The organism is Paraburkholderia sprentiae WSM5005, from assembly GCF_001865575.2.
GTDB lineage: Bacteria > Pseudomonadota > Gammaproteobacteria > Burkholderiales > Burkholderiaceae > Paraburkholderia > Paraburkholderia sprentiae.
The window spans coordinates 799,401-825,512 of the sequence record NZ_CP017563.2 but is presented as its reverse complement, the minus strand read 5'-3'; the positions used below and the strand labels follow the sequence as shown (position 1 = coordinate 825,512).

The window sequence follows — 26,112 nt, the reverse complement described above, 5'->3', positions numbered from 1 at the left end:
TGCCAAAGTGGAGCTGCGACACAACCACTGAGGAACGGAGGCCCTAAATGAATGCTACGACATATGGACTGGATGTTGCAAAGCGGGTGTTCCAGATGTACTGGGTCGACGCACAAACTGGTGAGATAGCCAATCGCCGGTTCGGACGCGACGATCTAATCGCGTTTTTCGCGCAACGCCCAGCAGGTCGAGTGGCGCTTGAGGCTTGCGGAAGTGCTCACTGGTGGGCGCGTAAGATTCGGGCGCTGGGGCACGAGGTCGTGCTACTACATGCACAATTTATTCGGCCATTCGTACAAACGAACAAGACCGACGCAGCGGACGCTCGGGCGATTTGGACGGCTGTACAGCAACCCGGGATGCGCACGGTTGCTGCAAAGACAGAAGATCAGCAAACGATGCTGAGCCTGCACCGCATGCGCTCGTTGCTCGTCAAGTTTCGGACGATGCAGGTGAATCAGCTACGTGGGTTGCTCTACGAATTCGGCGCGACGTTTCGGGCCGGACGATTGGCAGGACTCACTGAAATCCGCGAACGCATGGCAGAGTTAGAGGACACGTTGCCACGACCGATCGTCCTTAATCTGCAAGATCAGCTACGACGTATCAACGCGTTTGAGGACGATATCAGTCAACTCGAGAAGCGCATCGGTGCCTGGCAGAAACAGGAAGCGGCGTGTCGCGCAATCTCCGAAGTGCCGGGCATCGGCAGACTCACCGCCACCGCTTTGGTCGCAACAGTTGGAGATGCCAAGACGTTCAAGTCGGGACGTGAGTTCGCTGCATTTCTCGGGCTTGTTCCTCGACAAAACGGTACGGGCGGCAAGGTTAGATTGGGCTCGATCTCAAAGCGAGGGGACCCATACCTGCGCACGCTGCTGATTCACGGGGCGCGCTCCGTCCTGTGTCACGCCAAGGTACCAACTGCTTGGCAGAAAGGAATTCAAGAGCGGCGACCTAACAACGTAGTAGCCGTGGCTCTTGCAAATAAGATGGCGCGAATTGCTTGGGCCATACTAGCCCACGAGAGCAGTTACGAAAAGAATCACGTCAGTGTGAGAGCTGCGTAGCAGTATCAGACTTGGAACGTTGAGAAATTGGTAGGTTGCTAAGATTGATTCCATGTGATGGCAAAACAGGTCGGACCGCAAGAACGCAAACCTGAACACAGCCTTGTGCCTGTAGCACGCGGCCCAGATGAGGACGTTCTTGGCGCATTCCATCAGGGCTCGCGGCTTCGGCTTGCGGAAAGCCGAATATAAGACCGCAGCCGATACCTCGTTACGGCGTCACATCAAGATCAACTTGGCAAACCGGGCGGTGTCCATATAAGACTGTGTCAAAACGTCATTTTTGACGCGTTAAAATCTCTCGTCCGATAGCGGAGGATGAGCGAGATGAAGCGGTTCGTTCAGGGCGACAGTCGTTCACAAAGCTTTCTCCTCCCCGAAGCACTTGACGACTACGTGACGGACACCAATCCCGTACGCGTAGTCGATGTTTTTGTAGATGAGCTTGATCTTCAGAAGCTCGGGTTTGAAGGTGTTGAGCCAGCGCTAACAGGTCGACCTTCGTATCACCCAGAGGTGATGCTTAAGATCTATATCTACGGTTACCTGAACCGAATTCAATCCAGTCGACGCCTTGAGCGCGAGGCTCAGCGCAACGTCGAACTGATGTGGCTCACGGGCCGCCTGGCGCCAGACTTCAAGACCATTGCGCGGTTCCGTAAAGACAACGGCAAAGCGATCCGCAGCGTCTGTCGTCAGTTCGTCATGCTATGCCAGCGTCTGGACCTCTTCGCCGAAGCGCTAGTTGCGATAGACGGGAGCAAATTCAAGGCGGTGAACCATCGCGACCGCAACTTCACGAGCGCAAAACTAGAACGGCGAATGCGGGATATCGAGGCAAGCATCAGCCGTTATCTGGTGGAAATGGACACCGCAGATCGTCAGGAGCCTACGATTGCGAAGGCGAAGACAGACCGGCTGCAAGACAAGATTGCGGCCCTCAAGGAGCAGATGCAAATCCTCAGGCAAGTCGAAGTTAAACTCGACGCAACACCGGACAAGCAAGTGTCGCTCACAGACCCGGACGCGCGTTCGATGAAGACGCGAGGGACCGGAGTCGTCGGCTACAACGTGCAGGTAGCAGTCGATGCAAAGCACCATCTGATTGTCGCGCACAAAGTCACCAACAACGGCATCGATCGTGACCAACTCACGTCGATGGCCAAGCTGGCGCGCACGGAAATCGGCGTCGATAAACTAACGGCAGTTGCTGACCGAGGTTATTACAAGAGCGAGGAGATACTCGCATGCCACGAGGCTGGCATCACGGTGTTTGTTCCAAAGACAAAGACCTCGGCCGCGACCGCTGACGGCCGTTTCAGCAAAGAAGATTTTATCTACGATGCTGAGAAGAACGAGTATAGATGCCCAGCCGGCGAACGTCTCATATGGCGCTACAAGACAACCGAACGTAGCCTGAAGTTAGATCGCTACTGGAGCTCGCAGTGCCAACAATGCTCGTTGAAAGACAAATGCACTCCAGGTACCGAACGCCGGGTGACACGCTGGGAGCACGAAGGATTGCTCGAAGAGATGCAGGTCCGGCTTGATCTCGCCCCAGACATGATGCGTACCCGACGACAGACCGTCGAGCATCCCTTTGGCACGATCAAGGCCTGGATGGGCGCGACTCATTTCCTGACGCGTACTATCGAGCGGGTGAGCACTGAGATGAGCTTGCACGTGCTCGCCTACAACATGAAACGGGTTATCAAGCTTCTCGGTTCAGAAACGGTTATGAAGGCGATGCGGGTGTGAGGCCCACACGCCCATCACGGTCCTTGCGATACGTTCAGCGCTGAATTGGCGTTTGTCGTGGCGCAATCGATAAGCCGCAATCTGTTACCGAGACACCGTGCCGTCAAATTCCCACCGGCGACGCGTTTTGACACGGTCTGGGCCACAAACTGCCGGTCACATGCGCCGCCGGAAGGCCGCTCAGGCGTCGGCTCTGCTTCGCAACCGGCCATCTGATTGTCGCAAGGCGAGCGCTCGTTCAGCGGCCAGAAGGGACATCAATCTGGCCGGCCAAAGACGCCCTGTTCCACCGGGCGGAGGCATCTCCCCTGTTAATCCCTGTCAGCTTGCCGGATTTCGTGCCATGACGACCCATGCCGCGCCGTTGATCATCACCGACCCCTCGCCGGGGAGGCTCGCGAAGGCGGCACGAACTGCGGCGGAGGCACGGGCGCGGATGTCGTCGGGCTGACCAGCGAGCGCACGCGACAGCGGGCCGACCTCAAGCGTCATCCTCACTGCGTCGTCGATCGCCGCGTCCCGCGTTTCGCCCTCGCCGAATGGGACGGCCGCGTCGAAGGGCGAGATAACGATTTCGGTGAAACCGGCCGCCGTCAGGATGCGCGCCACGTGCTCCCGGTCGCCGAACGAAAACGGGCCGGGCGCTTCGGGATCGGGGAGCGCGCTCGGCGGGACGATGTCCTTGAGCGCGCCCACCGGCAGTCGCATCCAATCGTTCTCGGCCGCACCGCGCCAGCAGACGAAAGCGACCCGGCCGCCCGGCCGGAGCGCGCGTCGCATATGGGCGAACGCCGCTGTCGGATCGGGGAAAAACATCACGCCGAAACGCGAGAACAGAATGTCGAACGCGCCTTCGGGCAGCTCTGCGCTGCTGGCGTCGGCCACCTGAAACAGGGCCGGCGTATCGTGGCGCGCAAGCGCGCGCGCTCGATCGATCAGCGGTTCGGATATGTCCACGCCCAGCACTTGGCCCCCCGCGCCGACGCGAGCGGCCAGAGCCAGACTTGACGCACCCGCGCCGCAGCCGATGTCCAGCACGCGCTCACCCGTCGCGGGCGCGGCGGCTTCGATCGCGGCCTGGCCGAACACCGCCACCAGAGCGTCGAGCCGGGCCTGGTTGGCGACCCAGCGCTCCCCGCTTTGACCATTCCAGTCACCCACCTGATCAGCACTTTGCTTTGCCATGTCATCTCCTTGACTCGACGATCCGCCTTTCGCCGCGTCGATTTACGCCAACCTTTTCGAAGGCGACGACGCAACAAGAGCAGGGATCTGTGCTCTCAAACCACCATCGACTGCTGGGCGAAGATACCCGCCATCGCGCCCTGCGATGAAGCCTGGGTGACCGAGGGCAAGAAGGGCGTGGCGAGGTCGCCAGCGGCGTAGATGCCGGGCATGCTGGTCTGGCGGCGCTCGTCGACTTTGAGGACGATGCCGGTGGGCGTATCGACCGTGGCGAGGCCCAGTGATTCATGCAGGCGTGCGGACGGCTTGTTGCGCGGATGGGCGAACAGGACGTCGACCGCGACATTGCGGCGGGTATCGAGATTGACGGTGTTGATATGGCCCTTGTGATGGGCGATCTCGACGATCCGGCCATCGACGACAGGTATGTTGCGACGCGCCAGGTCGGCCTGGATATCGGGCGCAATGTCATGACCATCGGCGAAGACAGTCAGCTTGTCCGTCCAATCGCGGAACAGCCTGGCAGACTGGTGCGACTGCGGGCTGGACCAGACGAGGCCCCAATGCTGGCCGGCGACTTCAAAGCCGTCGCAGTAGGGGCAGGGCACGATGGACGTGCCCCAGCTTTCGGCAAAGCCCGGAACATCAGGCATCTGGTCGGCGACGCCATAGCTCAGGATCAGGCGGTGCGCCCTCAGGCTTTCGTTATCGTCAGTGACGACGCAGAAATCGTCGATGGCGCCAGACACGCTCTCGGCCCGGGCATTGACCAGCCTGATCGTTGGATAGCGCGTCAACTGCTGCCGCGCCTCGACCAGGATGTCCAGCGGTGGCTTGTGATCGTGGCCGAGCAAGCCATGCGAGTGGCCTGCAAAGCGGTTGCGCGGCCGGCCGGTATCGAGAACCGTGACCTTGCGGCGGGCACGGCCGAGCTGCAGGGCGGCGGCGAGGCCGGCAAAGCTGCCGCCGATGATGATGACGTCATCCATGGTGATGGGCTCCGTGTTGTGATTGGAGGGGTGGGCTGGGCGTGGTGTGCAATATCGTCCAGCGATACGCGCTTGAGACGGTCAGCGAGTAGGGCTTCGGCATTGGCGAGAAAGTTGCTGATGGCTGTATTGATCGGCCCCACAATCCCGCATTCGATATCGCCAGGCGCCCCGGGGAAACCCGGTTTGGGCAACTGGTTGAAACCTATCCTTGGCTTGCACATTTAAGATACTGCGTGGTATCGTAGTGCAGGAGTTTGAATACTGTCAAGTACTGGAATTGTTGTGACCGAAAACAGCCAGAGCCGGCGCGGCCGGCCCGCCAACGAGGCGCTTCGCCAAACGATCGTCGACGCCGCCTGCGAACTCTTTGTGGAATTGGGTTTTCAAGCGACGACCATGGACAAGGTCGCGCAGCGGGCGAAGATATCCAAGCTCAGCATCTATCGGCACTTCGAGAACAAGGAGGCGCTGTTCAGCGCGGCCATGGTGGCCCGCTGCGATCAATTTGCACCCCAGGCCCTTTCTGAAGGCGTTGACGGTTCGGCCGAAGATCAGCTGGTGGCGGTCGGGTCCTCCCTGCTTCGCACGCTGCTGAGCCCGGACGTCCGCAGTGTCGAGGCCATGGTTTTGGCCGACAAGACGAATCAAAAGGCGTTAAGCAAGCTCCATTACGAAGCCGGGCCGGTCCATGTCATCGCCCACATCGAGGCCGTGTTGCGCCAGTTGCACGCTAAAGGGATGCTGAACGTATCCGATGCTCTCCAGTCCGCCCGCTTGTTTGCCGCGCTTTTCAAAGGATCCGATCTTCTGCTTGTCGCACGCTTCGATGAGGCGAGAGCAGAGGATGACAACGAAATCGAATCCTATTGCCGGTCGGCCGTCGCCATGTTCATCGCCGCGCACGGTGGCATCTAAAGGTGGGCTATCGCGGCTTGATGAAGAACCCGCAGAGTTGCACACGCTGTTCGCTCTAAGCAATCTGTGGATGACGCGCGAACGACTGATGCGCGAGGCCGCTGCATGAGCGCAAAAGCCGCCCGCGCGGGCAGGCAATCGGCGCCTTATGCCGAACGTAGCGCTGCATTCGAGCCAGGTGCCGCACCGCTTCCACCGCATCGGCCCTATGTGGATGGCTCAGTGCGGCAAAACGAGTTCTGAACACCATCCCTAACCTTGCGGGCGCTTCCTTTCGATCTGGTGAACGACAAGCTGATTGCTTATAGAGAAATCAAACTTAAGTTCGAGAGCAATTCGAGGGTCGAGCAAGACGTCATCCTTGCACGGCGTAAGCCGCCTCACCAACTCACGGGTGTACGCGTCCGCAGAGGCCGATGACTTGTCCCCCAGGCGACGGCACGGAATGACCGTTCCACTCCGATACCTATCCTTAGAACAGAGACTGCTCGACCGGCTGCAACGGGTCGACTTGCGGCGGTGGTCGTCAGCCCGGCTTGCTAGCACGATGCGGTTGTCTTGGCGTCGATGAAGCCGAGCTTGACCCAAGCGAACGCCTGCCGGCCGATCAGTTCCTCGGTGCAGCCGGTATTGGCGCAGAAGTGCTCGAAGTCATCCATCGCGGTATGGCCGCGCTCGTTCGGTTCGTGCGGTACGGCTTCCAGCAGGTTTTCGAGCAGCTGGACGGATTTCTGATAACACATGGCATAGTCCTCCGAGGGTCGATACGTTCGGTCAGCACTTGCGATTCCTGCGACGCGTACGCTCGACGTCTGGAAGTGTTCCGGCTATTGGTAATCGGCGCGAACGCCTGTCGCGTAAGGCTTTGCGGGGCCTGTGTTAAAACATACTTTCGTGGTCAACGAGCAAGCTGGTCGAAAAGTACGACGTCGACGCAAGCGACAAGTCGGCGGGCGGCGGCGAGTATCTGCTACAGGACGGCTTTGGCTGGACCAATGGTGTGCTGCGCGTGCTGATGCAGCTCTATCCGGATGCGGTGAGTTCGACGAAGCCGGCCGATCTGCCGGGTGGTGCGGTGGGGGTATCGGATGCGGCGGCATCGGCGGCCGCCGCGCCGCAGACATCGCACAGCACCTCGCCCGCGGGCCGCTAGCCGTCGACGAGGCGCGGGCAGTCCCGCAATTTTCGAAGAGGTAGTAACGATACCAGGATGATGGGTTGACTGCCTGATGGCACTGCACGCCGTTACGATGCTTTGGATAACTCGACCGGCTTCTAGTCAACCTGGAAACTCCCAAAGATGAATCGCAAGCTCGACCTCCCATCGGCCGAACCGGTGCCGCCGCAGGCGCAGGCCACCGCGGCCGCCCCGCCGGCCGACGACGAAGCCGCCGCGCATTGGCAGCGCAATCTCGGCGTGTGCGTGTTCGGCTCGTTCACGACCATCGTCGCGATGACGCTGCTGCTGCCGTTCCTGCCGCTCTACGTCGAGCAGCTCGGCGTCAAGGATCATGCGGCGATCGTGCAGTGGTCCGGCGCCGCGTTCGGCGCGACCTTCTTCAGCGCCGCGCTCGTCGCGCCGCTGTGGGGCAAGCTCGCCGACCTCTACGGCCGCAAGCTGATGCTGATCCGCTCGAGCCTCGGCATGGCGGTCGCGATGTCGCTGATCGGCATGGCCCACACGGCTTGGCAGCTGGTCGCGCTGCGGCTGCTCGCGGGTCTGCTCGGCGGCTATGCGTCGGGCTCGATGATCCTCGTCGCGACGCAGACGCCGAAGGCGCGTTCGGGCTGGGCGCTCGGCGTACTGTCGGCGGGGATTATGGCCGGCAATCTGGTCGGCCCATTGATCGGCGGCTTCCTGCCGCCGTTGATCGGCATCCGCGCGACCTTCTGGGCAGCGGGCGCGGCGATTTTCGTGGCCTTTCTCGCGACCGCGCTGCTGATCCGCGAAAAGCCGGTCCGCAAGCGTGCGGACAACGCGCCGAAGCAGGGCGCGTGGGCATCGGTCGACGACAAGGGGCCCGCCATCGCGATGCTTGCCACTGGTCTGCTGCTGATGGTCGCAAACATGTCGATCGAGCCGATCATCACCGTCTACGTCGCCCAGCTCACGGAGCCTCAAAGCGTGACGATGGTCGCGGGCTTCGTGATGTCGGGCGCAGCGCTCGGCAGCGTGCTGTCATCGTCGCGGCTGGGCAAGCTCGCCGATCGCGCCGGGCACTGGAATGTGATCGTCGGCTGCCTCGCCGTATCGGCGCTGCTGCTGCTGCCGCAGGCGTTCGTCACCGCGAGCTGGCAGCTGATCGTGCTGCGTTTCCTGATGGGAATCGCACTAGGCGGCCTGTTGCCGTGCATCGCGAGCGTGATCCGCCACAACGTGCCGGCGAACGTGACGGGCGCGATTCTTGGGTACTCGGTCTCGTCGCAGTACGGGGGGCAGGTGGCCGGGCCGCTGCTAGGCGGTTTCGTCGGCGGACACGTCGGCATGCGCGCGGTGTTTCTCGGCACCAGCCTGCTGATGGCGCTCGGCGCACTCGCAAACTGGCGCGTGAAGTCGGGCAGGGCGCGGGCCGCGGCGATCCGCTGATCGAGGCCGCCTCGGCGCGCAGGTGGCCGGGCAGCTCGGGCAAATCACAGCAGACGAGCACCGTTGAATCAGCCGTATCCCGGCTGCGCCGCCTAAGGCGTGCGCAGGCCGCCCGCAATGACCCGCTCCAACGACAGCTTCAGGTGCCGCTGCATCGCCGCCTGCGCCTGGATCGCATCATGCGCTTCCAGCGCTTCCAGAATCACGCGATGTTCGTCGGGCACGGCGCCCCACGTCGTTTCGTTTTCGAAGTGGCCGCGCAGCTTTTCCGACAGCGGACTATGCCGCGCATCGAATAGCGAGCTGACGGTGCGCACGAGCACTTCGTTGCCGGACATTTGCGCGATCGTGAGATGGAACGCGCGATCGGACGCGACCGGAATTCTGCCGGCTTCGACTTCCCGCTCCATCTCGTCGTAGATCGCGCGCAGCGTCTTCAGGTCTTTCGGCTTGCAGAACGGCGCGACGCTCGCGGCGATCGAGCCTTCGATCACACAACGCGCCCCCATGATGTCGAGCAGGCTGTCGCCGAGTTCGGCCTGCGACAGCGCTGCACCGTTGCGCGCGGACGGCGCCGCGCACAGATAGACGCCGGAGCCCATGCGAATCTCGACGAGTCCTTCCAGTTCCAGCGCGACCAACGCTTCGCGCACCGACGGCCGCGACACGCCGAGCGTCTCCGCCAGCGCGCGCTCCGGCGGCAGGCGGCCGTTCGGCGCGAACTCCGGCTGAGCGATCAGATCGCGCAATTTTTCCGCGATCTGAAGATAGAGACGGCGAGTGTCGGCAGGTTTGACGGTCACGAAACGTTTCCCGGCGGTGGAGCTTGTGCAAGCCAGATAAGGCGAGCGCCGATTGTAGATCGAAGCGCCCGGCGCGCAAACCGCAGGCGCTCGGCGGCGCGCTGACGGGGTGCGGAGTTTCCCTAACTCCATGCAAATTGGCTTGACCAGTATCGCACGGACCGTTACTTTTGCAAATTGGTAAGGCCAGATTGACGCCAAGCGGGTCGCTCCGCATCCCGATACCCGAACCCATTCCTCCATGACGATGAAGACAGTCATTTGCGAACAACCCGGCCAGCTCGCGCTCGCCGAACGTGCGATGCCGGATGCCGGCCCCGACGATGTGCTGATCCGCATCCGCCGAGTCGGCATCTGCGGCACCGACTTTCATATCTTCACCGGCAATCAGCCGTATCTGTCGTATCCCCGTGTGATGGGGCACGAGCTTGCCGGCATCGTCGAATCGGCGCCGGCCGGCGCGCGTGTCAAGGCCGGCGACCAGGTGTACGTGATGCCGTATCTGTCGTGCGGGCGCTGCGTGGCTTGCCGCGCGGGCAAGGGCAACTGCTGCGTGAATATCCGCGTGCTCGGCGTCCATGCCGATGGCGGCATGACGGAGTACCTGGCGGTGCCGCAAGCGTTCGTCTTCAACGCCGACGGCGTGACGCTCGACCAAGCCGCGATGCTCGAGTTTCTCGCGATCGGCGCGCACGCGGTCGCGCGCGCCGACGTGCGGGCCGGGCAACGCGTGCTGGTGGTCGGGGCCGGTCCGATCGGCATGGCCGTGACCATCTTCGCGAAGCTGCGCGGCGCCGAGCTGAGCGTGCTCGATGGCCGCGCGGACCGCTTGTCCGTGTGCGCCGGCGCATTGCAGGCGGATCACACGGTGCTGCTCGACACCAGCGACGCCGCGACCGATGCCGCCGAACTCGCCGCGCTGACCGACAACGAGTTCTTCGACGTGGTATTCGACGCCACCGGCAACGTGAAGGCGATGGAGCGTGGGCTGCAGTTCGTCGCGCATGGCGGCAAGTACGTGCTGGTGTCGATCGTCAGCGAACGGATCTCGTTTGCCGATCCCGAGTTTCACAAGCGCGAGACGACCTTGCTCGCGAGTCGCAACGCGACCGTCGCCGACTTCGAAACGGTGCTCGACGCAATGCGCGCCGGCAAGATTCCGACCGCCGCGCTCAATACGCACGTCGTCGAACTCGCCGATCTGCCGGTCGAATTCCCCAAGCTGCTGAAACCCGATGCCGGCGTCATCAAGGCGCTGGTCGCCTGTTGAGAGAGCGGGGACAACCTACGATGGGCAACCCTATCCTTCAATTTGGCACGAGCCGTTTCCTGCAGGCGCACGCGGATCTGTTCATATCGGCGGCACTCGACGCGGGCCGCGCGCTCGGGCACGTGAGCGTCGTGCAGACGACGGCCAACCCCGAGAGCCTCGCGCGCATCGAAGCATTGCGCGCGCACCGGCAGTACGACGTGCGCATTCGCGGCCTGCGCCGCGAAGCGGTGATCGACACGACCACGCGATGTCACGCGATCACCGAGGCATTGAACGCGAATACCGATTGGCCAACCGTCGTGGAGCGCTTCGCACGCGACGCGCGCGTGGTGATCTCCAACACCGGCGACCGAGGCTACGAGTGCTTCGCCGATGACACCGCCGAGCTGTTGCGCAACGAGGCGAGCGTGCCGCGCGGATTCGCGGCGAAGCTCGTGGTGCTGCTGCACGCGCGCTTCGAAGCCGGCGCCGCGCCGCTGACGCTGCTGCCATGCGAACTCGTGTCGGGCAATGGCGACACGCTGCGTGGCCTCGTCACCGATATCGCGCGCGGCTGGGGCGGCGGCTCCGAGTTTCTGCGCTACATCGAGCACACCTGCGTCTGGGTCAACTCGCTGGTAGACCGCATCGTGTCCGAGCCGTTGCGGCCGGTCGGCGCGGTCGCCGAACCCTACGCGTTGTGGGCGATCGAGCGGCATGCCGGCATGGTGCTGCCGTGCGAGCACGAAGCGATCATCGTCACCGACGACCTGTTGCACTACGAACGCCTGAAGCTGCTGCTGCTCAATCTCGGGCACACGTGGCTTGCCGAGCGCTGGCAGGCCGACGCGCGCGAGCCGGACGAGAACGTGCTGCACGCGATGCGCGATCCGCTGCTGCGTGCCGATCTCGAATCGCTGTGGCGCGACGAGGTGCTGCCGGTCTTCGATGCACTCGGTCAGGGCAGCGACGCGCGCGAATATCTCGACGAAGTGCGCGAACGCTTCGACAACCCGTTTCTCGATCATCGCCTCGCCGATATCGCGCGCAATCACGAACAAAAGAAAGAGCGGCGTTTCAAGCCGGTGATCGACCTTGCGCGCGAGCTTGGCGTGCGTGTCGAGCAACGGCGTCTGAACGCGGCGCTTGCCGCACGCGTGCCCGGCGGCTAACGGCGCGGGTCGTCAGTCGACAGTAGATCGGCAGTACACCGCGGCAGTAGACCGCGGCAGCACACACCGGCGGCCGCGAGGCCGCAAGGTTCATCCAGATAGATGCCAGCCCAGGAGGAGACGGTTTCATGAAAAAGATGCGTTGGGTAGTGATATTTCTGTGCTTTCTCGCGATCGCGGTCAATTACATCGATCGTGCGAATCTCGCGGTCGCCGCGCCGCAAATCGAAAAGGCGCTCGGCATCGGCCCCGCCGAGATGGGCTTCATTCTGAGCGGGTTCTTCTGGACCTACGCGTTGATGCAGATGCCGTTCGGCTGGTTCGTCGATCGGGTCGGCGCGCGCATCGCGTTGCCGCTCGCGGTCGGATGGTGGTCGGTGTTTACCGCGGCCACCGCGGTCACGACCAGCGTCGCCGGAATGTTCGGCTGCCGGCTGCTGCTCGGCGTCGGCGAGGCGGGCGCCTATCCGTCCTGCGCGAAGCTCGTCAGTCAATGGTTCCAGCCCAAGGAGCGCGCGATCGCGACCAGCATCTTCGATAGCGGCTCGCGGGTCGGCTCCGCGCTGTCGATTCCCGTGGTTGCGCTGATCATCGGTACGCTGGGCTGGCAGGCCGCTTTTATCCTCACCGGCGTGCTCGGCGCGGTGTGGATCGTCGGCTGGCTCGTGATCTATCGCAATCCAGTGGAAGACGCGATGGACACCGCGCGCGACGCCGCTCCGGCGGCGCAAGCGAGAGGCGAGCAGCACAAGGTGACGTGGGCGTCGCTGTTTCGTCACCGCACGCTGTGGGGGATGATGCTCGGCTTCTTCTGCCTGAACTTCGTGATCTATTTCTTCATTACGTGGTTTCCGAGCTACCTCGTGCAGACGCGCGGTTTCTCGCTGAAATCGCTCGGCACGCTCGGCATGATTCCGGCGCTGATTGCGATTCCGGGCGGCTGGCTCGGCGGCTATGTGTCCGACGCGCTGTTCCGGCGCGGCTGGAGCCTGACGGCCGCGCGCAAGACCTGCATGGTCGGCGGCATGCTGTTGTCGTCGGTGATCACGCTGTCGGCGTTCACCTCGAACATGTATCTGATGCTCGCGTTCTTCGGTATCGCCTACGGCAGCCTCGCGTTCGCCGCGGCGAGCATCTGGTCGCTGCCCGGCGACGTCGCGCCGACGCGGCATCACGTCGCGTCGATCGGCGGCATCCAGAACTTCGCGTCGAATCTGGCGGGTATCGTGATCACGACGTTCACCGGCCTGATGGTCGCGATGACGAAGGGCTCGTTCACGATTCCGCTCGTCGTGGCAGGCGGTTTCTGCTTTCTTGGCGCGTTCAGCTATCTGGTCATCGTGGGCCGCATCGAGCCGCTGTCGCTGGAATCGGACCGTCGCGATCCGAAGGCCGCGCGCTCCGCGATCTGACGTATTCTGTTTTCACCGCATTCGAACAACCTGCTTTCGAGGCTTTTCATGTCGACTCAAGCTAGTGTCGCCTCCGCGATCATCCGCCTGCATACCGGCGACGACGTCATCATCGCGACCCGGCAATTGTTGCCGGGCACGCGCATCGACGCGGAACAACTGGTCGTCGCCGGGCTGATTCCACCGGGGCACAAGATCGCGACGCGCGATATCGCGCAAGGCGAGCCGGTCAAGCGCTACAACCAGATCATCGGTGTCGCGCGTGAGGCGATCGCGCGCGGCCAGCATGTTCATACGCACAATCTCGGCATGTCCGAGTTCGCGCGCGAGCATACGTTCGGCGTCGATGCGCAGCCGACCGTCTACGTCGACGAACCCGCGCACTTCATGGGCATTCGTCGCGACGACGGCCGCATCGCGACGCGCAATTACATCGGCGTTCTGACGAGCGTGAACTGCTCGGCGACGGTCGCGCGTGCGATCGCCGATCATTTCCGGCGCGACGTGCATCCCGACGCGCTCGCCGACTATCCGAACGTCGACGGTGTGATCGCCTTGACGCACGGGCTCGGCTGCGGCATCGACATGCAGGGCGAGGGCATCGGGATCCTGCGGCGCACGCTCGCCGGTTACGCGGTGCATCCGAACTTCGCGTCGGTGCTATTCGTCGGGCTAGGCTGCGAGACCAATCAGATCGACGGCGTGCTCGCGGCGGGCGGCCTCGACGCGAGCACGCCGAAGCTGCGCAGCTTCACGATCCAGGACAGCGGCGGTACGCGCAAGACGATCGAGCGCGGTATCGCGACGGTGCGCGAGATGCTCGCCGACGCGAACCGCGTGCAGCGCGTGCCGGTGCCGGCTTCGCATCTATGCGTCGGTCTGCAATGCGGCGGCTCGGACGGCTACTCGGGCATCTCCGCGAATCCGGCGCTCGGCGCCGCGGTCGATCGGCTGGTGCGGCATGGCGGCACCGCGATCCTGTCGGAAACGCCGGAAATCTACGGCGCCGAGCATTTGCTGACGCGCCGTGCGGTGAGCGCCGCTGTCGGCGACAAGCTGCTCGCGCGCATCGCATGGTGGCAGGACTATTGCGCGCGCAATGGCGGCGCGATGGACAACAACCCATCGGCGGGCAACAAGGTCGGCGGCCTGACGACGATCCTCGAAAAGTCGCTGGGCGCGGTCGCCAAGGGCGGCACGACGAATCTGGTCGACGTGTACGAATACGCGCAGCCGATCGCCGCGAAGGGCTTCGTGTTCATGGATTCACCCGGCTACGACCCGGTGTCGGCGACGGGGCAGGTCGCCTCGGGCGCGAACCTGATCTGCTTCACCACCGGGCGCGGCTCCGCCTACGGCTGCGCGCCGTCGCCATCATTGAAGCTGGCGACCAACACCGCGTTGTGGGAGCGTCAGCAGGACGACATCGATATCAATTGCGGCGGAGTGATCGACGGCAGCACGAGCATCGACGAACTCGGCGAAGCGATCTTCCGCATGATGCTCGACTGCGCGTCCGGCACGCGCACGAAGAGCGAGTCGCACGGCTATGGACAAAGCGAATTCGTGCCGTGGCAGGTCGGCGTGGTGACCTGAGCCGCTGGATTGCAGCAACACAACCAGGAGGATGCAATTGGAACGCCGCCTTTATTCAGGCCGCGACGTAAAGCGCGCGCACAGCATCGACGATCTGCGCGCGATGGCCCGCAAGCGTCTGCCGAATTTCTGTTTCGAGTATGTCGAGGGCGGCGCCGAAGACGAAGCGACGCTGCGCCGCAATCGCGACGTATTCGGCGAGATCGCTTTTCTGCCGCGCACGCTCGTCAACGTCGAGCAGCGCGACCAGAGCGTGATGCTGTTCGGTGAGCGCAGCGCGGCGCCGTTCATGATCGGCCCGACCGGCTATAGCGGCCTGATGTTTCGCGAAGGCGACGTGAAGCTGGCCAGTGCCGCGGCGGCGGCCGGCATTCCGTTCGTGCTGAGCAACGTGTCGACGGTCGCGCTGGAGGACGTCGTGCGGCGCGCGGGCGGTCGCGTATGGATGCAGGTCTACATGTACCGCACGCGCGAATTTCTCGCCAAACTGGCGCAGCGCGCGCAGGCTGCGGGCATCGAGGCGCTGGTCGTCACGACCGATAGCGCGGTGTTCGGCAAGCGCGAATGGGACTTGCGCAACTACATCGCGCCGCTGAAGCTCGACTGGCGCAACAAGTTCGACGTGTTGCGCCATCCGCGCTGGATGGCCAATGTGCTGTGGCCCAACGGCATGCCGCGCTTCGCGAATCTCGGCGATCTGCTGCCGCCGGGGCAGGACAGCGTGAAGGGCGCGACGATCACGCTGGGCCAGCAACTGGACCCGTCGCTATCGTGGGACGACATCCGCTGGCTGCGCGATCTATGGCCGCGTCGGCTGATCGTCAAAGGGGTGCTTGGCGCACCGGATGCGCTGAAGGCGCTGGAGGCCGGCGTCGACGGTATCGTGCTGTCGAACCACGGCGGGCGGCAACTCGACAGCGCGGTATCGGCGATGGACGTGCTGCCCGAGGTCGTCGAGCAGGTCGGCGGCAAACTCTGCGTGATGCTCGACGGCGGATTTCGCCGGGGCTCCGAAATCCTGAAGGCGGTCGCGCTGGGGGCCGACGCGGTGTTGCTCGGACGCGCGACGACCTACGGTCTGAGCGCGGGCGGTCAGCCCGGTGCCGAGCGTGCCATCGAGATTCTGAAGACCGAGATCGATCGGGCGCTCGGCCTGTTGGGCTGCAGCGATATTGCCCGGCTCGACCATCGTTATCTGCGCTGGCTAGGGCATGATGCGCCGCTGTCGCGCATGCCAACGCAGACGCAAACGCGAATCGGGCCGGCGCGCGCAGCGGCTCTGCCCGTCTGACGAACTGGAGATAGGCGATGCAGCACGAACAGACTGCGGCGACCCGCGGTAACGAAGCCGTCGCCGCGCTACGCACGGCGCTCGGCGCGGACATCGTGAGCCCGCCGGCCGAGTTTGGCGGGCGGCAGTTCGCGGACTGGAGCGGCACGCCGTCGACCGAGCCGATCGCGCTGATCCGCCCGCGCACGACCGAAGAAGTCGCCACGGCGCTCAGGATCTGCCATCAATTGCGCCAGCCGGTCGTCACGCAAGGCGGCATGACCGGGCATGCGGGCGGCGCCTGCGTGCTCGGCGGCGAGGTTGCGCTGAGCGTCGAGCGGATGAACGGCGTCGTCGATATCGATCCGGTCAGCGCGACGATGACCGTGCTCGCGGGCACACCGCTGCAGGTCGTGCAGGAAGCGGCCGATCACGCCGGCTTCATGTTTGCGCTCGACCTCGGCGCGCGCGGCAGTTGCACGATCGGCGGCAACATCGCGACCAATGCGGGCGGCAATCGCGTGATCCGCTACGGGATGATGCGCGACCAGGTGCTCGACGTCGAAGCGGTGCTCGCCGACGGCAGCGTGATCGGCGGTGAGCGCAAGATGATCAAGAACAATACCGGCTACGACCTGCGCAACCTGCTGACGGGCAGCGAAGGCACGCTTGCGGTCATCACGCGCGCGGTGCTGCGCCTGCGCGCCAAGCCGCGCGCGGTCTCCACCGCATGGTGCGGCATGCCGGACTACGCGGCGGTGACCACGCTGCTCGGCCGCGCGCAGGAGCGGCTACCCGCCGGAGTGTCCGCCTTCGAGGTCCTGTGGCCCAGCTATTGCGACTTCGTGCGGCAACGCTTGCCCGAGCTGCGCGTGCCGCTCGCGAGCGATCACGCGTACTACGTATTGCTCGAGACTTGTGGCGCCGACCCGGAGCGGCAGTCGGCGGCTTTCGAGGAATTCCTTGCGGATATGCTGGACGCCGGCGTGATCGCCGATGCCGCAATCGCGCAATCGGAGGCGGACGCCGCGGCGTTCTGGGCGATTCGCGATGCGCCAGCCGAATATCCGCGCCTGATTCCGGGACGCGTCTCGTTCGATATCAGCTTCGCGGTCGCGCAGGCGGGCGATGCGGCACAGCGCTGCGACGAGCGCCTGCGGGCACGCTGGCCGCAAGCGACGATCCTCGTGTACGGGCATCTCGGCGACGGCAATCTGCACGTGGTGGCGCAGCAGCCGGGCTGGACCGACGCGGCCATCGCCGACGTCAAGCGCGTCGTCTATGAACTCACCGGGGAAATGGGCGGTTCGGTGTCGGCCGAGCATGGAATCGGCGAGGAGAAGCTGAGCGTGCTCGGCCTGTCACGCTCGCCGGCCGAACTCGCTGCGATGAAGGCGATCAAGCTCGCGCTCGATCCGCACAACATCCTGAACCCCGGCAAGGTGATTGCGATGTAGCGTGCGTGGCGGCCGCGCTAGAGTTTCATGCGCTGCAGGACGCGCTCGCCGCTGAAGAACTGATGAAACATCGCCGCTGCGATATGCAGGCAGATGAGGCCAAACAGCACCCAGGCGAGAATGCCGTGAACATCGCCCATCGCGTGTCCGAATGACGAGCCCGCCGCCGACAGCGGGGGCAACGGCAGCCACCCGGCGAGGCGAACCGTCCACGCGCGCGACGAAGCGTTGATCCAGCCGAGCAGCGGCACCAGTACGAGCAGCACGTACAGCGCCAGGTGCGCGATGGTCGAGGCGACCCGAAACAACGGCGGCAGGTTGTCCGGCGGCGGCCGATGCGTCGCGCGCCACAGCACGCGGCAGACCATCGCTGCGAGCAGCGCGGTGCCCACGCCCAGGTGCCAGGCGATTTCGCCGTCCGGTACGGTATCGCGATGCACGTCCGGCATCGTCCAGCCGATCACGAACTGCGCGGCAACCAGTCCGACGACGAGCCAATGGAGCAAACGTGCAACGATGTCATAGCGGGGTTCGGTCGAGATACGCATAAGGGAGCCAGTAGTAGAGGTTTTTTGTCGACACCGGATCGTACACTGGCGTGCTTAAGGTCAGGTTAACAGCCGGTCATCGAGGCCGTCTGTCAGCGCCGTTCGAGCCGCTCGAAGACGGCCATTCCCGCGATCATCGCCGCGACGAACACCGACGCTTTCGCCGACCCGAGCCCGAGCGCGACAAGCGCGGGGCCGGGGCAGAACCCGGCAATGCCCCACCCGACGCCGAACGCGCAACTGCCCAGCACCAGTCTTCGCGTGATATGCGCCGACGCCGGAATCTGCATGGGCAAGCCGAGCAGCGACCTGTCGCGGCGCCTTGCGATCGCGAAGCCGATCGCGGCGACCGCCACCGCGCCGATCATCACGAACGCGAGCGACGGATTCCAGCGTCCGGCGATATCGAGGAAGCCCAGCACTTTCGCGGGATTGGCCATGCCCGACAACAGCAGGCCGATACCGAACAGCAGCCCGCATACGAATGAAACGACGGTTGCCATCCTAAGCTCCGAGAAGATGTCGCGCGATATACACGGTGACGAAGCCGGTCGTCATGAAGGTCGCCGTCGCGACGAGCGAGCGCGTGGCGCCGCGTGAAATGCCGCACACGCCGTGTCCGCTGGTGCAGCCGCTGCCGTAGCGAGTGCCGATGCCGACCAGCAAGCCGGCCGCGATCACGGCGGGCCACGACGCGTCGACGGTGATCGTGACAGGCGCGCCGACCGCGCGCGCGATCACCGCGGCAACGACGAGCCCGGCCACAAAGGCGACGCGCCATGCGTTGTCGCGCCTGGTCCAGCGCAACAGGCCGCCGACTATGCCGCTGATTCCGGCGATACGGCCCAGCACGAGGACCATCGCCGCAGCCGTGGCGCCGATTAGCAGGCCCCCGCACAGGGATGCGATGGGGGTGAAATCGTCGAGATCGATCATCGTTCGTTTTGCTTGTATTGGCGTATTGCCGAATGGTCGGCCGTGGTGGCGCCAGTGAACCATAACGCGACTTCGAGTGGAAGCGTTGCGCCGTGCATGGCCGTCGCGAGAACGCCGCCACTGCGGATTCACGCAATCACGGCACCTGCTCCCGTATCGGGAATAAGATCAGCGTACGGGCGGCGAAACGGCCTTGTTGACCTCAATCGAACCGTCCAGGGCGCGGGCCGATAGCGCGGCACGATGGCCCACCCGTGCGGCGCCGCTGCGTTTCAAGGAGACCCCGATGCGAGCGATGGTGTTCGACGGCAGCTCGGCGACGCTGACCGAGCGGGAAGTGCCGGATCCGCGGCCCGGTGCCGGCGAGATCCTGATCGACGTTCGTGCCTGCGGCGTATGCCGAACGGACCTGCATCTGGTCGACCGCGAACTCGAACATCCGAAGCGGCCGGTGATTCCGGGCCATGAAATCGTTGGCCTGGTGGCCGAATTGGGCGCTGGCGTGAGCGGTTTCGCGGTGGGCGAGCGGGTCGGCGTGCCGTGGGTCGGGCGCACCTGCGGCCATTGCCGCTACTGCCTGTCCGCCCGCGAAAATCTCTGCGACGACGCAGGTTTCACCGGCTACACGATCGACGGCGGTTACGCCGAGCGTACCGTCGCCGATAGCCGCTACTGCTTCCGTCTGCCGCCGCATTACAGCGATATCGAGGCCGCGCCGCTGCTGTGCGCGGGTCTGATCGGCTATCGCACGCTAAGCATGGCGGGCAACGCGGAGCGGATCGGCATTTACGGTTTCGGCGCGGCCGCGCATCTGGTCGCGCAGGTCGCGCGTCATCAGCAGCGTACCGTCTACGCGTTCACGCGCCCCGGCGATCACGCGGCCCAGCAGCTCGCGCTGCGCCTCGGCGCGGCTTGGGCCGGTGGCAGCGACGAGGCGCCCCCCGCCGAACTCGACGCGGCGCTGCTGTTCGCGCCGGTCGGCGCACTGGTGCCGCTGGCGCTGCAGGCGGTCGCGAAGGGTGGCGTGGTGGTGTGCGGCGGCATTCATATGAGCGACATTCCCTCGTTCCCGTATGCGTTTTTGTGGGGCGAGCGGCGCGTCGTGTCGGTCGCGAACCTGACCCGCGACGATGGGCTTGCGTTCATGCGCAACGCCGCCGAGACCCGGCTCGCGATCGAGACGACCACCTACGCGTTGCGCGACGCGAACCGCGCGCTCGACGATCTGCGCCACGGCAACCTGACCGGCGCGGCCGTGCTCGCGATCCGGTCGTGATGCGCGCGACGCGGTCGACGGTTGCAATCGCTTCTGGCAATCCTATGCTGTGCTCTGGAGGGCAGCGATCATCGTTTCCGCATCCGATGCGCCGCGCGGGCGCGCTGAGCGCGTGGTGGTGGGGCTCGCAGAACGCGCTGCCGTTCGCGGGCGTCGTTTAGCCGCGCGAGCCGGCACCGCCGGGGCGCGCACCGTCAATGGCAGACACGGCAAGGAGAAGTTCAGATGGGAACGGATCGCGTGGCATTGGTCACAGGCGGAATGGGCGGGTTGGGCGCGGCGATCAGCCGGGCGCTTCATGACGCAGGCATGACGGTCGCGGTGTCGTATTCGCCGCACAACGATCATGTGTCGGCATGGCTGCAGCACGAGCGCGACACAGGACGCGACTTTCATGCGTACGAAGCCGACATCGCCGACTTCGATTCATGCGCGCGCTGCGCGCAACGCGTGCTGACCGAACTGGGCGAGGTCGACGTGCTGATCAACAACGCGGGCATCACGCGCGACACGAGCTTCGCGAAGATGAGCAAGGAGCACTGGGACGCCGTGCTGCGCACCGATCTCGATGGCCTGTTCAACATGACCAAGCCGCTGTTGTCCGGCATGCTCGAGCGGCGCCACGGCCGTATCGTCAACGTGGGGTCGGTGAACGGTTCGCGCGGGGCCTACGGGCAAACCAATTATTCGGCGGCCAAAGCGGGCGTGCACGGTTTCACGAAGGCGCTCGCGCTCGAAACCGCAAAGCACGGCATCACGGTAAACACGGTGTCGCCCGGTTATCTTGCGACCGCGATGGTCGAAGCGGTGCCGCGCGAGATCCTCGACACGAAGATCCTGCCGCAGATTCCAGTCGGCCGGCTGGGACGGCCGGACGAGGTGGCGGCGCTGATTGCGTTTTTATGCTCCGAGGACGCGGCTTTTATCACCGGTGCGGACATTGCAATCAATGGGGGCATGCATATGCATTGAGGAGGGTCCTAGCTCCTAGTGGACTAAGTCCATGTTAGTCCGATGCGGATTGCAGTCAAGCGACTCCGGTGCGTCTCGCGCGGTCTGGCGCGCTCGTGACGTGACGTGACGCTCAACGATCGCCAGATGCGGACTGGTGACGTTTCCCGGCCATCTCACGCTGATCTACGGTTTACCGAACCCTTGGCCGCGCGGCGCGGCCGGCGAACTTCCGGCGCGGCGTGTTCGACCTCGCTCCAGAATTCGCGCAGCGCCGGATGAACCGCATCGCGCCAACGCGGCCCGATGAACAGGTCGTAGTGATTGCACTGCTCGATGGTGAGTTGCCGCGCCGCTCGCAGCGGCGATGCATCGCACAGCGCATGCGCGCAATGCGTTTGCCCCGCGCCCGTGATCTCATCGCTGTCGCCCTCGATCGTGCATAGCGGGGTATCGCGCAGCGCGGCGATCCGCACCTCACGCCCGGCGACCGACCAACGATCGCGCGGCAACAGATGTTCGTGAAACACCACACGAAGCATGTCGAGGAAATAGCACTCGGCCATGTCGAGGACCGCGGCATAGTCGTTCGCCGAGCGCAGCGCCCGTTGCGCACCGGACATGTCGCCCGCGAGCCAACGGGACCAGTAGTCCGCTTCGAGTCGCAGGCGCCGCTCCGGATGCGCGGCAAACAGCGCGGCTTGCTGGATGAAACCCGGATACACGAGGCGTCCCGCGCCGCGATACGGTGGTGGAACGATATCGATCGCATTGTCGTGAAACCATTCGAGCGTATGGGAACTCGCGAAGCGGTCCGTTACGGTCGGGTTCAAACGGGTATCGATCGGGCCGCCGAGCAGCGAGACGCTCGCGATCGGCGCGGCCCCATCCTCGGCGAGCAGCGCCGCGGCGCCGAGCGCGGCCACGCTCGCCTGACAGATCGCCACCACGTGGACCGGCGATCCGAACGCGCGAACGGTGCCGACGAAGCTTTCGATGGCCCGCACGTAGTCGTCGAGCGACAGCGGTCCCGCTTCGGGCGGCACGTCGCGCGCGTCGGCCCAATCGGTCACGAATACGTCGCGTTCTTCGAGCAGCGTCTCGACGGTCTCGCGCAGCATGACCGAATGATGTCCGGCGAGCGGCGCGCACAGCAGCACCGGCAGTTTTTCGTCAGCGCACGGCGCAGGTGGGTTGCGCTTGAACCTGAGCAGCGCGCCGAGCGCCAGCGAGGCGACGACGCTTTCGTCGACGGTCACGCGGCTGCCGTTGCCGGCAATGGAGCGGATGTCGAATGGCGGCGTTTGCCCGAAAGCGCAGGTGGACCGCAGTAGCCAGCAGCTGAACGCGTCGGCTGCCTGTTCCGGGGCGAGCCAGCCCGCTTGCAGCCCCAGCCCCGATTCCGATCCGGATCGAACACCCCCGACCATCGCGCGCGCGAGGCGTTGCTGCGCATCGATGAAGGCGTACCACATGATGAACTCCAACGTTCGTCGATCATGAGGGCAGCGTTGCCGCACCGGTACGAACTCGTGATGCGGATACCGTTGGAAAGGTTACCGCGAAACGTCGGGGCGAGGGGCGGGAAATCGGTGCATGCGGCGCGGCAAGCATGCGCCGTGCACAGGGTGTTGCGTGTTTTCCCGCAGGGTTTGCATACGGTGGCATGCGTTCGGCGTGTAAAGCCGAACGGGCCCGCGCGATGTGGTGACGATTTGCGTCGTCAACCGAGCCACGTTTTGATCGTCGTCGCCATCGCCTTCGTCGAGATGCCGTAGCGCTCGTGCAGCGTCGGCAGCGCACCGGCGGCGAGAAACTCGTCAGGCAGCGCGATCTGGCGGAACGGTGGTGTCACGCCCGCGCCGAGCAACGTGCGCGCGACGGCTTCACCGAGTCCGCCGATCACCGTATGGTTCTCCGCCACGATCACCATGCGGCCCGAGCGCTTCGCCTCGCGCAGAATCGTCGCCGTGTCGAGCGGCTTGATGGTCGGCACATGCAGCACGGCCACGCCTACGTTGTCCGCCTCCAGTGCTGTCGCGACTTCGAGCGAGCGCATCGTCATGATCCCCGACGAGATCAGCAGCACGTCGTTGCCGTCACGCAGCAGCTTCGCCTTGCCAAGTTCAAAGCGGTAGTCGTATTCGTCGAGCACGGCGGGCACGTTGCCGCGCAGCAGGCGCGCATAGACCGGACCCCTGTGTGCGGCAATGGCCGGCACCATCTGCTCGATATCGAGCGCGTCGCATGGATCGATGACGGTCATGTTCGGCATCGCGCGCATCAGCGCGAGGTCTTCGGCTGCCTGGTGGCTCGGGCCGTAGCCGGTCGTGAGCCCCGGCAGCGCACAGACGATCTTCACGTCGAGATTGTCTTCGGCGATGGTTTGATGAATGAAATCGTAGGCGCGCCGCGTGCCGAACACCGCGTAAGTCGTGACAAACGGCTGCGCGCCCTCATGGGCGAAGCCGGCGGCCGCGCCCATCAGCAGTTGTTCGGCCATGCCCATCTGGTAGTAGCGCTCCGGAAATTCCTTCGCGAAGACATGCAGATCGGTGTACTTGCCGAGATCGGCCGTCATGCCGATCACGCTGGACTTCGCGCGCGCCAGTTCGACCAGCGCGTGGCCGAACGGCGCCGAACGCGTGAGCTGTCCTTCGGTCGCGATCGACGCGATCATCGCCGAGGTCTTCAGGCGCGGCTTGTTTGCAACGGTACTCATGCTTGTCTCCCGGCTTCGAGTGCGTCGAGCGCGAGTTGCCACTCGTGCGCATCGACGCGGATGAAATGGTTTTTCTCGCGGGCTTCGAGGAACGGCACGCCGCAGCCCATCTTCGTATCGCAGACGATGATGCGCGGTTGCGATTTGCCGTGATGGCGCGCGTTGTCGAAAGCGCGCTTCACCGCTTGAATGTCGTTGCCGTCCACGCGCTGCGTGTACCAGCCGAACGCTTCGAGCTTCTGGACCAGAGGCTCGAACGCCATGATCTGCGTCGATGGGCCGTCGGCCTGCTGGTTGTTCACGTCGACGATGGCGATCAGGTTGTCGAGCTTCCAGTGCGCGGCGGACATCAGGCCTTCCCAGATCGCGCCTTCGTCGAGTTCGCCGTCGGAGAACAACGTGTAGACGAAGGAGTCCGAAGCCTTGCGCTTCAGACCGAGGCAGCGGCCGACCGCAATCGTCAGCCCCTGGCCGAGCGAGCCTCCCGACATCTCCATGCCCGGGGTGTAGCTCGCCATGCCGGACATGGGCAGGCGGCTGTCGTCGCTGCCGTAGGTTTCGAGTTCCTCGGCGGGCAGGATGCCTGCTTCGAACAGTGCCGCGTAGAGGGCAATCGCGTAATGGCCATTCGAGAGCAGGAAGCGGTCGCGGCCTTCCCACCCGGGGTCTTCAGCGCGGTAACGCATCGCGCCGAAGTAAGCGACAGCCAGCACGTCGGCGATGTCGAGCGCCTGTCCGATATAGCCCTGCCCCTGTACTTCGCCCATCAGCAACGCGTTGCGGCGGATACGGTACGCACGCTCGGCGAGCGTGAACGACTCGGTGATGGTCTCACTGTCCATCGGTAACTCCTGTAGGTCGAGAAAGAGGATTATCGGTTCACGGATCGGGCGGGCACCAGAAAGACCAGCAAGGCACCCAGCGTCACCGCGACGGAAATGAAGATCAGTCCGGCGGTGGATTTGCCGGTCAGATCGTTGAGCCAGCCGACGATCGCCGGAGAGAAGAAGCCCGCGAGATTCGCGAAACAGTTCACGGCGGCGATGCCCGCCGCGGCGGACATGCCGCCGAGCAGTGCGGTCGGCAGCGACCAGAACTGCGACGACGACGCGAGAATGCCCGCCGACGCGACGCTCAGACACACGATCGACGCGCCGACGCTGCCGAGCAGCGGCAATGTCGCGAAGCCCGCGGCGGCGATCAGCATCGGAATCGCCAGATGAAAGCGGCGCTCGCGGCGGCGGTCCGCGCTCATGCCGACGATCGGCAACGCGACGATCGCGCACAGATACGGAATCGCGGTGAACGCGCCGATCCACAACGGATCGGCGACGCCGGCCTTGCGGATGATCGTGGGTAGCCAGAACGTCAGGCCGTACTGGCCCAGTACCACGCAGAAGTAGATCGCCGCCATCAACCACAGGCGCCGGTCACGGATGAAGTCGCGAATCGACACGTGCGAGACCGTCTGCTGCGCATCGCTCGCAACGTTGCGTGCGAGCAGCGTCTTTTCCGTATCGTTCAGCCACTTCGCTTTCGCGATGCTGTCGTCGAGATACAGCAGAATCGCGATGCCGAGCACGAGCGAGGGCAGTGCTTCGAGGAGAAACAGCCATTTCCAGCCCGACATCGCCCACGCGCCGTGCAGCGAATGCATGATCGCGCCGGACAGGGGTCCGCCGATGATGCCCGCGAGCGGAATCGCCATGAAGAACAGCGACAACGCCTTGGCGCGGCGCTCGGCCGGGAACCAGTAGGTCAGATAGAGGATCACGCCGGGCGCGAAGCCGGCTTCGGCCACGCCGAGCAGAAACCGCAGCACGTAGAAGGCGGTGGGCGATCTGACGAACACGAAGCTAGCGGAGATGACGGCCCACGTCAGCATGATTCGCGCGAGCCAGCGGCGCGCGCCGACGCGGTGAAGAATCACGTTACTCGGCACCTCGAACAGGAAGTAGCCGAGAAAGAAGATGCCGGCACCCATCCCGTACACCGTTTCGCTGAAGCGCAGCTCGTTGAGCATCTGCAGCTTCGCGAAGCCGACGTTAACGCGATCCAGATACGCGCCGAGGTAGCACAGCATCAGAAATGGAATCAGCCTGCGGGCGACTTTCGCATAGGTCCGCGCTTCGAACGTGAGCGCGTCGTTTCGCGGCATCACGTTGCCGGCAACGGTCGCGGTGTATTTCGCTTTCATCGATGTCTCCTGA

The 26,112-nt window shown here is 64.4% G+C and carries 23 protein-coding genes and 2 pseudogenes; 14 read left to right on the top strand and 11 right to left on the bottom strand.

The annotated features are described in order from the left end of the window. Window positions 1-47 precede the first annotated feature (47 nt). Both BJG93_RS32340 and BJG93_RS32335 read left to right on the top strand, forming a co-directional pair. On the top strand, window positions 48-1,070 hold the full coding sequence (locus tag BJG93_RS32340; protein ID WP_027194731.1) for an IS110 family RNA-guided transposase: 1,023 nt from the start codon (window positions 48-50) through the stop codon (window positions 1,068-1,070). 327 nt (window positions 1,071-1,397) lie between these two features. Beyond that, complete coding sequence (locus BJG93_RS32335) at window positions 1,398-2,828, top strand: IS1182 family transposase (RefSeq protein ID WP_231337635.1); 1,431 nt, start codon at window positions 1,398-1,400, stop codon at window positions 2,826-2,828. 321 nt (window positions 2,829-3,149) lie between these two features. Here the strand turns inward: BJG93_RS32335 and BJG93_RS32330 are convergent, their stop codons facing one another. Together BJG93_RS32330 and BJG93_RS32325 are read right to left on the bottom strand one after the other, a co-directional pair. After that, the gene (locus BJG93_RS32330; RefSeq protein WP_026226061.1) at window positions 3,150-4,013 is read right to left on the bottom strand and encodes a class I SAM-dependent methyltransferase; all 864 of its coding nucleotides are present in this window, start codon (window positions 4,011-4,013) and stop codon (window positions 3,150-3,152) included. Window positions 4,014-4,108: 95 nt separating this feature from the next. Beyond that, on the bottom strand, window positions 4,109-5,002 hold the full coding sequence (locus tag BJG93_RS32325; protein WP_027194535.1) for an NAD(P)/FAD-dependent oxidoreductase: 894 nt from the start codon (window positions 5,000-5,002) through the stop codon (window positions 4,109-4,111). Between the two features lie 285 nt (window positions 5,003-5,287). Between BJG93_RS32325 and BJG93_RS32320 the strand changes: the two genes are divergently transcribed. Continuing rightward, window positions 5,288-5,920, top strand: coding sequence for a TetR/AcrR family transcriptional regulator (locus BJG93_RS32320; RefSeq protein WP_027194534.1), 633 nt, complete (start codon window positions 5,288-5,290; stop codon window positions 5,918-5,920). Continuing rightward, window positions 5,908-6,029: pseudogene (locus BJG93_RS32315) on the top strand (IS5/IS1182 family transposase); the annotation flags it as partial. The gene BJG93_RS32320 and the pseudogene BJG93_RS32315, both read left to right, overlap by 13 nt. A gap of 430 nt (window positions 6,030-6,459) precedes the next feature. On the opposite strand, the gene BJG93_RS32310 reads toward BJG93_RS32315, so the two are convergent. After that, window positions 6,460-6,663, bottom strand: a complete 204-nt coding sequence (locus BJG93_RS32310; protein ID WP_027194533.1) for a hypothetical protein — start codon at window positions 6,661-6,663, stop codon at window positions 6,460-6,462. A gap of 158 nt (window positions 6,664-6,821) precedes the next feature. Here BJG93_RS32310 and BJG93_RS36165 point away from each other — a divergent pair. Continuing rightward, a pseudogene (locus BJG93_RS36165) lies at window positions 6,822-7,073 on the top strand (trehalase family glycosidase); the annotation flags it as partial. 147 nt (window positions 7,074-7,220) lie between these two features. Beyond that, window positions 7,221-8,507 carry an MFS transporter gene (locus tag BJG93_RS32295; RefSeq protein ID WP_027194532.1) on the top strand — a complete coding sequence of 429 codons (1,287 nt, stop codon included), beginning with the start codon at window positions 7,221-7,223 and terminating at the stop codon, window positions 8,505-8,507. 92 nt (window positions 8,508-8,599) lie between these two features. Here the strand turns inward: BJG93_RS32295 and BJG93_RS32290 are convergent, their stop codons facing one another. Beyond that, window positions 8,600-9,310 (bottom strand): FadR/GntR family transcriptional regulator, encoded by a 711-nt coding sequence (locus BJG93_RS32290; RefSeq protein WP_027194531.1) that lies wholly within the window; start codon window positions 9,308-9,310, stop codon window positions 8,600-8,602. A gap of 247 nt (window positions 9,311-9,557) precedes the next feature. On the opposite strand from BJG93_RS32290, the gene BJG93_RS32285 reads away from it, so the two are divergent. From BJG93_RS32285 to BJG93_RS32260, 6 genes are all read left to right on the top strand, one after another. After that, window positions 9,558-10,580, top strand: coding sequence for a zinc-binding alcohol dehydrogenase family protein (locus BJG93_RS32285; RefSeq protein WP_027194530.1), 1,023 nt, complete (start codon window positions 9,558-9,560; stop codon window positions 10,578-10,580). Between the two features lie 20 nt (window positions 10,581-10,600). After that, window positions 10,601-11,734: a mannitol dehydrogenase family protein gene (locus BJG93_RS32280; RefSeq protein WP_027194529.1), complete on the top strand. Its 1,134-nt coding sequence runs from the start codon at window positions 10,601-10,603 to the stop codon at window positions 11,732-11,734. A 128-nt stretch (window positions 11,735-11,862) separates the two neighbouring features. Beyond that, a complete protein-coding gene (locus BJG93_RS32275; protein WP_027194528.1) occupies window positions 11,863-13,146 on the top strand; it encodes an MFS transporter in 1,284 nt (427 codons plus the stop codon). Window positions 13,147-13,194: 48 nt separating this feature from the next. Beyond that, the gene (locus BJG93_RS32270) at window positions 13,195-14,742 is read left to right on the top strand and encodes a UxaA family hydrolase (protein WP_027194527.1); all 1,548 of its coding nucleotides are present in this window, start codon (window positions 13,195-13,197) and stop codon (window positions 14,740-14,742) included. Window positions 14,743-14,779: 37 nt separating this feature from the next. Beyond that, the gene (locus BJG93_RS32265) at window positions 14,780-16,033 is read left to right on the top strand and encodes an alpha-hydroxy acid oxidase (protein ID WP_027194526.1); all 1,254 of its coding nucleotides are present in this window, start codon (window positions 14,780-14,782) and stop codon (window positions 16,031-16,033) included. A 17-nt stretch (window positions 16,034-16,050) separates the two neighbouring features. Further along, on the top strand, window positions 16,051-17,469 hold the full coding sequence (locus BJG93_RS32260; protein WP_027194525.1) for an FAD-binding oxidoreductase: 1,419 nt from the start codon (window positions 16,051-16,053) through the stop codon (window positions 17,467-17,469). Window positions 17,470-17,486: 17 nt separating this feature from the next. Here BJG93_RS32260 and BJG93_RS32255 read toward each other — a convergent pair whose 3' ends face one another. The 3 genes from BJG93_RS32255 to BJG93_RS32245 form a co-directional block, all read right to left on the bottom strand. Further along, window positions 17,487-18,017 carry a cytochrome b gene (locus tag BJG93_RS32255; protein ID WP_034477466.1) on the bottom strand — a complete coding sequence of 177 codons (531 nt, stop codon included), beginning with the start codon at window positions 18,015-18,017 and terminating at the stop codon, window positions 17,487-17,489. A gap of 92 nt (window positions 18,018-18,109) precedes the next feature. After that, on the bottom strand, window positions 18,110-18,520 hold the full coding sequence (locus tag BJG93_RS32250) for a YeeE/YedE family protein (RefSeq protein WP_027194523.1): 411 nt from the start codon (window positions 18,518-18,520) through the stop codon (window positions 18,110-18,112). Between the two features lies 1 nt (window position 18,521). Continuing rightward, window positions 18,522-18,953, bottom strand: coding sequence for a YeeE/YedE family protein (locus BJG93_RS32245; RefSeq protein ID WP_027194522.1), 432 nt, complete (start codon window positions 18,951-18,953; stop codon window positions 18,522-18,524). 286 nt (window positions 18,954-19,239) lie between these two features. On the opposite strand from BJG93_RS32245, the gene BJG93_RS32240 reads away from it, so the two are divergent. Beyond that, window positions 19,240-20,229 (top strand): zinc-dependent alcohol dehydrogenase family protein, encoded by a 990-nt coding sequence (locus BJG93_RS32240; RefSeq protein WP_027194521.1) that lies wholly within the window; start codon window positions 19,240-19,242, stop codon window positions 20,227-20,229. A gap of 225 nt (window positions 20,230-20,454) precedes the next feature. Further along, window positions 20,455-21,201, top strand: a complete 747-nt coding sequence (gene phbB, locus BJG93_RS32235; RefSeq protein WP_027194520.1) for an acetoacetyl-CoA reductase — start codon at window positions 20,455-20,457, stop codon at window positions 21,199-21,201. A gap of 155 nt (window positions 21,202-21,356) precedes the next feature. Here phbB and phaZ read toward each other — a convergent pair whose 3' ends face one another. The 4 genes from phaZ to BJG93_RS32215 all read right to left on the bottom strand — a co-directional run bounded on the left by phaZ (window position 21,357) and on the right by BJG93_RS32215 (window position 26,099). Beyond that, complete coding sequence (gene phaZ, locus BJG93_RS32230) at window positions 21,357-22,655, bottom strand: polyhydroxyalkanoate depolymerase (RefSeq protein ID WP_027194519.1); 1,299 nt, start codon at window positions 22,653-22,655, stop codon at window positions 21,357-21,359. Between the two features lie 248 nt (window positions 22,656-22,903). Next, entirely contained in the window at window positions 22,904-23,902 is a 999-nt protein-coding gene (locus BJG93_RS32225; RefSeq protein ID WP_027194518.1) for a transketolase family protein, read from the bottom strand. Continuing rightward, the gene (locus BJG93_RS32220; protein ID WP_027194517.1) at window positions 23,899-24,744 is read right to left on the bottom strand and encodes a transketolase; all 846 of its coding nucleotides are present in this window, start codon (window positions 24,742-24,744) and stop codon (window positions 23,899-23,901) included. The genes BJG93_RS32225 and BJG93_RS32220 overlap by 4 nt, the downstream gene beginning before the upstream one ends. Window positions 24,745-24,773: 29 nt before the next feature. Beyond that, window positions 24,774-26,099, bottom strand: coding sequence for an MFS transporter (locus BJG93_RS32215; RefSeq protein ID WP_027194516.1), 1,326 nt, complete (start codon window positions 26,097-26,099; stop codon window positions 24,774-24,776). Window positions 26,100-26,112 lie beyond the last annotated feature (13 nt).